This is a genomic window from Serinibacter arcticus (assembly GCF_004786095.1).
Classification (GTDB): Bacteria; Actinomycetota; Actinomycetes; order Actinomycetales; family Beutenbergiaceae; genus Litorihabitans; species Litorihabitans arcticus.
Map to the genome: position 1 here is coordinate 638271 of NZ_RHPJ01000001.1, position 11819 is coordinate 650089.

Consider the following 11819-nt stretch of genomic DNA (forward strand, 5'->3'; position numbering starts at 1 on the left):
TGTCTCGACTCCCGCCGAGTCTAGGTGGGCAACTACCCTGGGCAGGCGGTCGACTTCGCCGCCGGAAGGACTGACATGAGTGTGGAGACCGGCCGCGTCGAGGCACCCCCGGTGCCGACCGGGACGATCGAGCTGCAGGCACCCCCCGACCTGGTCAAGGCGGAGGGCGGCAGCAGCACGGCGATGACGATCATGCCCGTGATGGGCAGCGTCGGCTCGATCGCCGTCATCACGCTCGGTGCGACCGGCGGTGGCGGCGTCTCGACCACGCGCATCCTCATGGGCGGCGCGATCCTCGTGGCGTCGCTGGGCTTCGTGATCGTCAACCTGATGCGGCAGCGCTCGATGCACCGCTCGGCGGTCACGGGCGCGCGGCGCGAGTACCTGTCCTACCTCGCCGGGCTGCGCGAGGACGTGCGCGCGGCGGCCGGACGCCAGCGGCTGAACGCCGAGTGGCACATGCCCAGCCCGCCCGCGCTGGCGGTCGTGGCCGAGGAGGGCACGCGCGTCTGGGAGCGGCGGGTCGGCGACCCCGACCTGCTGCACGTGCGCATCGGCACCGCGCAGGCGCCGCTCTCGGTGACGATCGAGGAGGCGGAGCCCGAGCCGAACGCCCAGCCCGACCCCGTCGCCGCGAGCGCCGCGCACCGGTTCGTCACCACGCACTCGGTGCAGACGGACCTGCCCACGCGCCTCGACCTCATGTCGACGTCCCGCGTCGAGATCGCCGGCGACGGCGACGCCTCCCGCGCGCTCGCGCGCGCCGTGCTGTGCCACCTGGCGACGTTCACCTCCCCCGCCGACGTGCGCATCGCCGTCGTCGCCTCGCCCGAGAACCTGCCGGCGTGGGAGTGGGTGAAGTGGCTGCCGCACGCGTGGTCGCCCACCCGGACCGACGGCGCCGGGCACGTCCGCGTCATCGGTTCCGACGCCGCCGAGGTGCTCGTGCTGCTGCCGCTCGGCGAGCGCGGACCGTTCTCCCTGGCCGCCGAGCAGGCGCTGCCGCACGTCGTCCTCGTGACCGACGGCGTCGCACTGCCCGCAACCCACGCGCTGGCCCGCGAGGGCGGGCTGCAGGGCGTCACCGTGCTCGACCTGCCGCAGCAGTGGGGCGACGTCGCCGACGTCCACCACACGCGGCTGCTGCTGCAGCCGACCGCGGGCGGCGGCCCGTCGCGCCTGAGCGTGGTGCGCTACGGCGTCGACCCGCGCATCGGCGAGGCGGACGCGCTCTCGATCGCCGGGGCGGAGGCGGCCGCGCGACGTCTCGTGCGCGGCGGGCTGCCGACCGAGGAGGAGTCGGGTCCCCGGACGGTCACCTCCGCCGAGCTCGTGGACCTGCTCGGGCTCGGGGACGTGCGCGACTTCTCGGTCGCGCAGGGTTGGCGACCGCGGTCGAAGCGCGACCGGCTGCGCGTGCCGATCGGCATGACCACGCAGGGCGCCCCGATCCACCTGGACATCAAGGAGTCCGCCGAGGAGGGCATGGGCCCGCACGGGCTGATCATCGGCGCCACCGGCTCGGGCAAGTCCGAGGTGCTGCGCACGCTGGTGCTGGCCCTGGCCATGACGCACTCGTCCGAGGACCTCAACTTCGTGCTGGTCGACTTCAAGGGTGGTGCGACGTTCGCCGGGATGGCGGACATGCCGCACGTCTCGGCGATCATCACCAACCTGGGTGAGGAGCTCGCGCTCGTCGACCGCATGCAGGACGCGCTGCAGGGTGAGATGACCCGCAGGCAGGAGCTGCTGCGCTCGGCCGGCAACTTCACGAACGTCAGCGAGTACACCAAGGCGCGCAAGGAGGGGCGCACCGACCTGCCGCCGCTGCCGGCGCTCCTCATCGTGTGCGACGAGTTCTCCGAGCTGCTCTCGGCGAAGCCGGAGTTCACCGATCTGTTCGTGGCCATCGGCCGGCTCGGCCGATCGCTGCAGATGCACCTGCTGCTGTCCTCGCAGCGGTTGGAGGAGGGCCGGCTGCGCGGGCTGGAGTCCCACCTGTCCTACCGCATCGGTCTGCGCACGTTCTCCTCGGCGGAGTCGCGCACCGTGCTCGGCGTCCCCGACGCCTACACGCTGCCCTCGGTCCCGGGCATCGGCTACCTCAAGCCCGACACCACGTCGCTGATCCAGTTCCGCGCCGCCTACGTCTCCGGACCGCCGCCCCGTCGTCGTCGCCGACGCCGTCGCTCGTCCGGCGACGTGCGTCTCACGCCGTTCACGGCCGCGCCGGTGCAGGCGCAGCGCGTCGTGGAGGTCGAGCAGGAGGACGCCCCCGACCCCGAGGCGGGTCGCGCGACGTTCGACATCGCCGTGCGCCGCATGAAGGACCAGGGTCCCGAGGCGCACCAGGTGTGGCTGCCGCCGCTCGAGGTCCCCCTCACGTTCGACCAGCTCGCCCCCGACCTCGTGGTCGAGCCGGGCCGCGGGCTGCACTCCCCCGGCTGGCGAGCGGCGGGCGACATGGTGGTGCCGCTCGGTCTGGTCGACCGGCCGCTCGAGCAGCGTCGCGAGACCCTCACGATCTCGCTCGCGGGTGCGGGCGGGCACGTCGGCGTCGTCGGTGCCCCGCGCAGCGGCAAGAGCACGATGCTGCGCTCGATCGTCACGGGCGTCGCGCTGACGCACACGCCGCTCGAGGCGCAGTTCTACGTGCTCGACTTCGGTGGCGGCACGTTCACCCCGTTCCGCGACCTCCCGCACGTCGCGAGCGTGGCCGGGCGCAGCGAGCCCGACGTCGTGCGCCGCACGGTGGCCGAGGTGACGGCGATCGTGAACGCCCGCGAGAAGTACTTCCGCGACAAGGGCATCGACACGGTCGAGACCTACCGGTCGCGCCGCACGCCGGGCGACCCGACCGGGATCGACGACGGCTACGGCGACGTCTTCCTCGTCATCGACGGCTGGACCACGCTGCGCAGCGAGTTCGACGACATCGAGCCGCTCATCCAGGCGCTCGCGGGCCGCGGCCTCACGTTCGGTCTGCACGTGATGCTCGCGTCGGGACGCTGGATGGACCTGCGCTCGCAGATGAAGGACGTGGTGGGCACCCGGCTCGAGCTGCGCCTGGGCGACTCCCTGGACTCCGAGGTCGACCGCAAGGTCGCCCAGACGGTGCCCGCGAACCGGCCCGGTCGCGGCCTCATGCCGTCCAAGCACCACATGCTCGGCGCGCTCCCCCGCATCGACGGCGATCCGCGTCCCGGCACGCTGGGCGACGGCGTGGGCGACCTCGTCCAGACGATCGCCTCGGCCTGGGACGGCCCGGCCGGCCCCAAGCTGCGCCTGCTGCCCGAGCTGATCTCGCTCGATGAGGTGCGCGCCGACGCCGGCGCCGAGGACCCGCGGCTGCTGCTCGGCGTCGACGAGGCGGCCCTCGCGCCCCTCGGCCTCGATCCGACGGACGAGCCGCACGTGCTCCTGCTGGGCGACAGCGGGGCGGGCAAGACGTCCTTCCTGCGCGGCCTCGTGCACGAGGTGATGCGCACGCGGACGCCGAAGGAGGCGCAGTTCGTCGTGCTGGACTACCGGCGCGCGCTGCTCGGCGAGATCCCGGACTCCTACCTCAACGGCTACTACACCGGTCACGAGCAGGCCACCGGCAGCCTCCAGGGGCTCGTGCAGTTCCTGCGCACACGGATGCCCGGACCCGACGTGACGCCCGCCCAGCTGCGCGCCCGGTCCTGGTGGAAGGGGCCGGACGTCTTCGTGCTCGTGGACGACTACGACCTCGTGGCGACGTCGGCCGGCAACCCGCTGCTGGCCCTGGCGCCGCTGTTCGCCCAGGCGGGCGACGTCGGGCTGCACCTCGCCGTCACCCGGCGCGTGGGCGGCGCGAGCCGGGCCCTGTACGACCCCGTGCTCCAGCCGCTCAAGGACCTCGCGGTCCCGACGATCCTGCTGTCCGGCAGCCCGGACGAGGGGGCCCTGCTCGGGCGCATCAAGGCCCGCATCGGCGTTCCCGGTCGCGCTCAGGTCATCACGCGCGAGGCGGGCGTGCAGGTGGCGCAGCTGGCCTACGTGCCGCCGGTCCAGCTCTAGTGGTTCGGCTCCGGCGGGCCCGGCGTCAGACTGCGGACCGCGGGTGCCGCACCAGCTCACCGACACCGGAGATGACCTCGTCGGGCCGGAACGGGTAGCGGTTGATCTCGGCCTCGTCGCTGATGCCCGTGAGGACCAGGATCGTGTGCAGGCCCGCCTCGATGCCCGCGACGATGTCGGTGTCCATCCGGTCGCCGATCATGGCGGTGTTCTCGGAGTGCGCGCCGATGCGGTTCATGGCCGAGCGGAACATCATCGGGTTGGGCTTGCCCACCACGTAGGGCTCGCGTCCCGTGGCCTTCGTGATCAGCGCGGCGATGGCTCCCGTGGCGGGCATCGGCCCGTCGGCCGAGGGGCCGGTGGCGTCCGGGTTGGTGGCGATGAAGCGTGCACCCGCACCGATGAGCCGGATCGCCTTGGTGATCGCCTCGAAGGAGTAGTTCCGGGTCTCCCCGACCACCACGTAGTCGGGGTCGGTCTCGGTCATGATGAACCCGGCCTCGTGCAGGGCCGTGGTGATGCCGGCCTCGCCGATCACGAACGCCGAGCCGCCGGGCATCTGCGAGGCGCAGAAGTCCGCCGTCGCCAGGGCCGAGGTCCAGATCGCCTCCTCGGGCACGATCAGGCCGGACGCTCGCAGCCGGGCGCTGAGGTCGCGCGGCGTGAAGATCGAGTTGTTCGTCAGCACCAGGAACGGCCGGTCCTCGGTCGCCCACTGCTCCAGCAGCTCGGCCGCCCCCGGCAGCGCGTGGTTCTCGTGGACCAGCACACCGTCCATGTCGGTCAGCCAGCACTGGATCTCGTCGCGTCGGGACATCTCGGCTCCTGGGGTCCTTGTGGCGACCGTCTGTCGTCGCCACCATCCTGCCCCCGAGGCCGTGTCCGCGTCAGCCCCGTCAGCCCCGTCAGCCCCGTCAGCGCCGTCGGGCGCCCACGACCACGGCGGTGCCGTCGTCGTCCACGACGTGCGCGGGCGTCAGCCCCGCCGCTGCCAGGACCGCCACCGCCGCGGGCACCTGGTGCTCGGCCACCTCGCTCAGCACGTGGCCGCCAAGTGCGAGCCACGACGCCGCCACCGCCGCCACGCGACGCAGGACGTCGAGGCCGTCCTCCCCGCCGTCGCGCGTGAACCGCGGTTCGGCCGCTCGCAGGTCCCCGGGCACGAGGTGCTCCGCGCCGCTCGGGACGTAGGGGACGTTGGCGGTGATGGTCGCGAGCGCACCGCGCAGCGCCGTCGGCAGCGGATCGACGAGGTCGCCGCACCACACGCGGCCCCCCACGGGAGCGAGGTTGCGGCGCGCGACGGCGACCGCGCGCTCGTCGACGTCGGCCGCGTCCAGGTGCAGTCCGGGCACCCGCTCGGCCAGCAGCCTGCCGACCGCGCCGCACCCGCAGCACAGGTCCAGGACGCGCGATCCCGGAGGCGTCAGCCGGACCGCCTCGGCCACGAGCAGCAGCGTGCGCTGCCGCGGGACGAACACGCCGGGTTCGATCGCGAGCCGACGTCCGCCGAGCTCCACCCACCCGAGCACGTGCTCGAGCGGCTCTCCCGCCTCGCGGCGTCGGACGGAGGCCTCGAGCCGCTCGGGCGGGAGCTCGCGCAGCGCGGCGGCCTCGTCCTCGGCGTAGACGCACCCGGCGGCACGCAGCCGCGCGACGAGCGGTTCGACCGGCGCTCCGCTGCCCGCGTCGGACGTCATGGCGGCCCGCGGCCTCAGGCCAGACGCTCGACCACGAGGTCGGCGAACTCGCGCAGCGCGTCCTTCGCGGGCGAGCTCTCGATCACGTCGAGCGCGGCGACGGCGTCGCGCGAGGAGCCCCGCGCCATCTCGCGCGCCTGCTCCATCACGGGGTGCGCGGCGAGCCTGGCGACGACGGCGGCGAGCGCCTCGTCGGAGTGCAGGTCGCCGTCGAGCGCGGCGAGGATCGCGCGGCCCTCGTCGTCGATGCCGGAGTCGTCGGCGTCGGAGCCGGCCCGGCGCAGCAGCAGGACGGGCATCGTCGGCACGCCCTCGCGCAGGTCGGTGCCGGGGATCTTGCCGAGCACCTCGGCCGAGGAGGCGAGGTCGAGCACGTCGTCGGCCAGCTGGAACGCCACGCCCACGCGCTCGCCGTACGCCACGACGGCACGCAGCCGCTCCCCCGTCAGGCCGCCGAACAGCGCGCCGAAGTGGGCGGCGGCCGCGATGAGCGACCCGGTCTTGCCCGCGAGGACCTCGAGGTGGTGCTCGACCGGGTCCTCGCCGTCCTGCGGTCCGATCGTCTCCTGGAGCTGCCCCACGCACAGGCGCTCGAACGTCTCGGCCTGGATCTTCACGGCGGTGGCCCCGAGGCCGGCCACGGTCTGCGAGGCGCGCGCGAACAGCAGGTCACCCGCGAGGATCGCGACGGAGTTGCCCCACACCTGGTGCGCGCTCGGGGCACCGCGACGCGTGGTCGCCGAGTCCATCACGTCGTCGTGGTACAGCGAGGCGAGGTGGGTGAGCTCGACGCCGACGGCGGCCTCGAGGACCTCCTCCGACGTCCCGGTGCCGAGCTGGGCGGTCAGCAGCGCGAGCGCCGGGCGCATCCGCTTGCCACCCGCGGACAGCAGGTGGCGCGAGGGCGCGTCGCCGAGCACGCGCGTGCGCGACACCGCCACGTCGAGCCGGCTCTCGATCTCCGCGAGCCCGTCGAGCAGGACCTGCTCCAGCCCGGGGTCGCTCAGGGGGAGGGGTCCTTGGTTCACGCGCGGGCTCACACGACGAATCTAGCCGCCTGCGCGAGCAGGTCGAGAACCGGGGTCGGCCAGACGCCGAGCACGAGGGTGCCCGCGGCGCACACGACGAGCGCGACGCGCGTGAGCGCACCGGGCGCGACGGCCTGCGCGCGCTGGCGCTGCGGCTCGTCGGACTCCTCGGGCCGGGTGAAGAACATGAGCACGATCACGCGCACGTAGAAGAACGCGGCGGCGATCGAGGCGAGCACCGCGACCGCGACGAGCGGCCACGCGCCGCCGTCGGCCGCGGCGACGAACGCGGTGAACTTGCCCAGGAACCCGGCCGTCAGCGGGATGCCGGCGAACGACAGCAGGAACAGCGCCATCGCGGCGGCCAGCACCGGGCTGCGGCGGCCGAGGCCCGCCCACTGCGACAGGTGCGTGGCCTCGCCGGTGACGTTCCCGGCGTCGTCGCGCTCGCGCACGAGCGTGACGACGGCGAAGGCACCGACGGTGGCGAAGCTGTAGGCGAGCAGGTAGAACAGCAGCGCGTCAGGACCACCCTCGGGCAGCGAGACGATCGCGACGAGCGCGAACCCGGCGTGCGCGACCGAGGAGTAGGCCAGCGTCCGCTTGATGTCGGTCTGCACGATCGCCAGCACGGTGCCCACGAGCATCGAGGCGATCGCCACGACCCACAGCGCGGGCTCCACGTCCCACGCGAAGCCCGGCGCCGCGACGTACAGCAGGCGGGCGATCGCGGCGAACGCGGCGGTCTTGGTGGCGGCGGCCATGAAGCCGGTCACGGGCGTCGGCGCACCCTGGTAGACGTCGGGGACCCACGCGTGGAACGGCACGGCGCCGACCTTGAAGAGCAGACCGGTCAGGACCATCAGGAGGCCGACGACGGCCATCCCGTCCATCCCGACGCTCGCCGTGGCGGCCGTGCCGATGTCCGCGTAGGTGAGCGAGGCGGAGTAGCCGAACAGGAGCGCGACGCCGAACAGGAAGATCGCCGAGGAGAAGGCGCCGAGCAGGAAGTACTTCAGCGCGGCCTCCTGCGACAGCACGCGGCGACGCCGGGCCAGCGCGGTCAGCACGTACAGCGGGAGCGAGAGCACCTCGAGGGCGACGAACAGCACCAGGAGGTCGTTCGCCATCGTGAAGACGAGCATGCCCGCGAGGCTGAACAGCGCCAGCGGGTAGACCTCGGTCTGCTCGAGACCGGCCTTGCGCGCCGCCTCCTCGTAGGCCGAACCGGGTGCCGAGGCACCCTGCGGCGTGAACGCGTCCTCGCCGCCCGGCAGCCGCGAGGCGAGCACGGCGAACCCGACCAGGGCGATGACGAGCAGGATCATCTGGGCCGCGAGGCCGAAACCGTCCTCGGCGAGCTGACCGGCCACGAACGTGGACTCGCCACCGCCGACCACCTCGCTCCAGCGCCAGGCGACCGCACCCAGGGCCGCGAGCGGCGCCAGCAGGGCGACGACGACCTGGATGCTGCGGCGCCGCGCGGCCGGCGCGAACGCCGCGACGAGGACTCCGAGGACGCCGGCGCCGACGATCACCAGGACCGGCGTGAGCGCGGCCCAGTCGATGACGGGGGGCTGGAACGTGGTCACTGGGCGCCTCCCAGGGCGAGCACCTGCGCGAGCGGGGTCAACAGGTCCAGCACCGGGCCGGGCAGCACGCCCAGCACCACCATGGCCACCACGACGGGCACCAGGCTCCAGCGCTCGCGCGCCCCGAGGTCGCGCAGCGCGCCGTCGGCGCGCGCCTGCGCGATCTCGGCACGCGGCTGACCCGTGAACACCCGCTGGTAGACGAGCAGGAAGTAGAGGGCGGCGAGCACGACCCCGAGCGTGGCGACGGCGGCCGCCGGGATCGAGGACGCGAAGCTGCCCACCAGCACGAGGTACTCGCCGATGAAGCCCGACAGCCCGGGCAGCGCCACCGAGGCCATGCCCGAGACGAGGAACAGCCCGGCCAGGACCGGCGTCACGCGCTGCCAGCCGCCGTAGGCGTCGATGCGTCGGGAGCCGCCGCGCTCGGCGAGGTAGCCGGCGAGCAGGAACAACCCGGCGATCGAGAGGCCGTGCGCGAGCATGTAGAACATCGCCCCGGTCATCGCGACCTCGGAGCCGACGAAGATGCCCAGCACGATGAAGCCGAAGTGCGAGATCGACGTGAAGGCGATGAAGCGCATCATGTCCTGCTGGCCGATCGCCACGAGCGCGCCGTAGACGATCGAGATCAGCGCGAGGACGACGATCGCCGGTGCGGCCCAGCGGGCGGCGCCCGGGAACAGCGGTAGGCACAGGGCGAGCATCCCGAAGGTGCCGACCTTGTCCAGCACGCCGACCAGCAGCGTGGAGGTGCCGGGCGTTGCCTGGGCCGTGGTGTCAGGCAGCCAGGTGTGCACGGGCCACATCGGTGCCTTCACCGCGAACGCGACGAAGAACGCGACGAACAGCCAGCGCTCCGTCGTCGGGTCGCTCACGACGCCCGCGAGGTTGTCGATGAGGAAGCCCTGCGGGCCGCCGGGGCCCTGGAGGTAGAGCATCACGACGCCGACGAGCATGATCAGCCCGCCCGCGAGGGAGTAGACGAGGAACTTCACCGCGGCGGAGCGGCGGTTGGCACCGCCGAACATGCCGACCAGGAAGTACACCGGGATGAGCATGACCTCGAACACCACGTAGAACAGGAACACGTCGCGTGCGGCGAACACCGCGACCATGAGCGAGGCGAGCGCCAGCACGAGCGCCACGAAGGTGGCCCGGCGGCGGTCGGTGGCTCGGCGGTCGGCCTCGCTCGCGTCGGGGACGGCGTGCCAGTCGGCCGCGAGCACGATCGGCACCAGCGCGAGGGCGAGCAGCACCATCACGAGGCCGAGGCCGTTGAGCCCGACGGCGTAGCTCGCCCCGATCGACGGGATCCAGCCCACGGTCTGGGTGAGCTGCTGCTCACCGGCGCGCGAGGGGTCGAAGCCGGTCGCCATGGCGACGGCCCCGCCCAGCGTGACGAGCGAGACGGCGAGCCCGACGGGGCGGGCGAACCGGTGGAGTCCGGGGACGAGCCACAGCACGAGTGCTGCGACGAGGGGGACGGCGATCAGGATGGTGATCCAGGGAAGCGAGCTCACGTCTCCTCCTCTCCTACAGGCGCACGAGGTGCAGGACGGCGCCGGCGATGACCACGCCGGCAAGGATCATGGCGGCGTAGCTGCGCACGTAGCCGTTCTGCAGCTTCCGCAGCACGCGGCCCGAGGCCACGGTGCCGGCCGCGGCACCGGTGACGGCGCCGTCGACCACCGCCGTGTCGGCGTAGACCAGCGTGCGGGTGAGGTGCTGACCGGGCCGCATCGCGAGGGCCTCGTTGACGTCGTCGGCGAAGAAGTCGCGGCGCGCGGCGCGCGTCAGCGGGCTCCCGGCCGGTGCGGTCAGCGGCACGGTGTTCATACCGTACTGGCGCCAGGCCAGCGCGACGCCGGCCGCCACCAGCACCAGGGTGGCCGTGAGGATCACGGGGACGGGCAGCACGGGCTCGGGGTGGTCGACATGACCGGTCACGGGCTCGAGCCACCCTGTGATCCCGTCTCCGAGGCTGAGCAGGAAGCCGAGGCTGACGGCGCCGATCGCGAGGACCACGACCGGGAGCGTCATGACGAGCGGGGACTCGTGCGGGTGGCGGCGCGGGCGCGGGTCGTCGGCGCCCAGCTTGGAGGCCTCGTCGACCCAGCGGGCCTTGCCGTGGAAGGTCATGAAGAACATCCGCGACATGTAGAACGCCGTCACGGCCGCGCCCACCAGGGCCGCGCCGCCGAACACCCACGGCTGCCAGCCCTCGCCGACGAACGCCGTCTCGATGATCTTGTCCTTGCTGTAGAAGCCGGCGAACGGCGGGACTCCGATGATCGCGAGCCAGCAGACGGCGAACGTCGCCCAGGTCACGAGCATGACCTTGCGCAGCCCCCCGTAGGTCCGCATGTCGGTGGAGTCGCCGTTGGCGTGCATCACCGAACCGGCCCCGAGGAACAGACCGGCCTTGAAGAAGCCGTGCGTGACGAGGTGGAAGATCGCGTAGGCGTAGCCGATCGGGCCGAGCCCGGCCGCCAGCACCATGTAGCCGATCTGGGACATCGTGGAGCCGGCGAGCGACTTCTTGATGTCGTCCTTGCCGCACGCGATCGCCGCGCCGAGCAGCAGCGTGAATGCGCCGACGCACGCGGTGACGAGCTGCGCCGTCGGGGCGGCGGAGAAGATCGAGTCCGCGCGGACGATGAGGTAGACGCCCGCCGTGACCATGGTCGCGGCGTGGATGAGGGCGGAGACCGGCGTCGGGCCGGCCATGGCGTCCCCCAGCCACGCCTGCAGCGGGAACTGCGCCGACTTGCCGCACGCCCCGAGCAGCAGCAGCAGGCCGATCGCCGTCGCCATCGGCGTGCTCAGACCGCTCGCCGCGGCGTCGACGCCGGAGAAGCTCACGGTGCCGAGGCTCGCGAACATCAGGCCCATCGCGACGATGAGGCCCATGTCGCCCACGCGGTTCATCACGAACGCCTTTTTGGCGGCGACCGCGTAGTCGGTGTTGTGGTTCCAGAAGCCGATGAGCAGGTAGGACGCGAGGCCCACCCCCTCCCAGCCGACGAACAGCAGCGCGTAGGAGTCGGCGAGCACCAGCACGAGCATCGCGGCCACGAACAGGTTGAGGTAGGCGAAGAACCGGCGGCGGGCCGGGTCGTGCGTCATGTACCCGATCGAGTACACGTGGATCAGCGAGCCCACGAACGTGATCAGCATGACGAAGGTCAGCGACAACGGGTCGACGCGGAGGCCGGCGTCGATGCTCAGCTCCCCGGCCGGGATCCACGAGAAGAGGTGGACGTCGTTGATGCGCTCCTCGGGGCTCTGCCCGAGGACCTCCAGGACGACGAGCAGCCCGACGACGAAGGACGCGACCGCCGCGAGCGTCGCCAGGAGGTGACCCCAGGCGTCGCTGCGGCGGCCCAGGAGCAGCAGGAGGGCGGACGAGGCCAGGGGGATGGCGACGACGAGCCAGGCGAGATCGATCATGGCTG

The 11819-nt window shown here is 72.8% G+C and carries 7 protein-coding genes; 1 reads left to right on the forward strand and 6 read right to left on the reverse strand.

Translation table 11 applies throughout. The features are described 5' to 3' along the window. The first annotated feature begins 75 nt into the window (after positions 1-75). Positions 76-4041 (forward strand): type VII secretion protein EccCa, encoded by a 3966-nt coding sequence (gene eccCa, locus SERN_RS03025; RefSeq protein ID WP_135848615.1) that lies wholly within the window; start codon positions 76-78, stop codon positions 4039-4041. Between the two features lie 25 nt (positions 4042-4066). On the opposite strand, the gene SERN_RS03030 is transcribed toward eccCa, so the two are convergent. The 6 genes from SERN_RS03030 to nuoL all read right to left on the reverse strand — a co-directional run bounded on the left by SERN_RS03030 (position 4067) and on the right by nuoL (position 11814). Next, entirely contained in the window at positions 4067-4858 is a 792-nt protein-coding gene (locus tag SERN_RS03030; RefSeq protein ID WP_135848616.1) for an HAD-IIA family hydrolase, read from the reverse strand. Positions 4859-4955: 97 nt separating this feature from the next. Next, a complete protein-coding gene (locus SERN_RS03035; RefSeq protein WP_135848617.1) occupies positions 4956-5741 on the reverse strand; it encodes a putative protein N(5)-glutamine methyltransferase in 786 nt (261 codons plus the stop codon). A 14-nt stretch (positions 5742-5755) separates the two neighbouring features. Beyond that, a complete protein-coding gene (locus SERN_RS03040; protein WP_135848990.1) occupies positions 5756-6769 on the reverse strand; it encodes a polyprenyl synthetase family protein in 1014 nt (337 codons plus the stop codon). An 8-nt stretch (positions 6770-6777) separates the two neighbouring features. Next, positions 6778-8361, reverse strand: a complete 1584-nt coding sequence (nuoN, locus tag SERN_RS03045; RefSeq protein ID WP_135848618.1) for an NADH-quinone oxidoreductase subunit NuoN — start codon at positions 8359-8361, stop codon at positions 6778-6780. Beyond that, positions 8358-9884, reverse strand: coding sequence for an NADH-quinone oxidoreductase subunit M (locus SERN_RS03050; RefSeq protein WP_135848619.1), 1527 nt, complete (start codon positions 9882-9884; stop codon positions 8358-8360). The genes nuoN and SERN_RS03050 overlap by 4 nt, the downstream gene beginning before the upstream one ends. A 13-nt stretch (positions 9885-9897) precedes the next feature. Beyond that, positions 9898-11814: an NADH-quinone oxidoreductase subunit L gene (nuoL, locus tag SERN_RS03055; RefSeq protein WP_135848620.1), complete on the reverse strand. Its 1917-nt coding sequence runs from the start codon at positions 11812-11814 to the stop codon at positions 9898-9900. Positions 11815-11819: the final 5 nt, after the last annotated feature.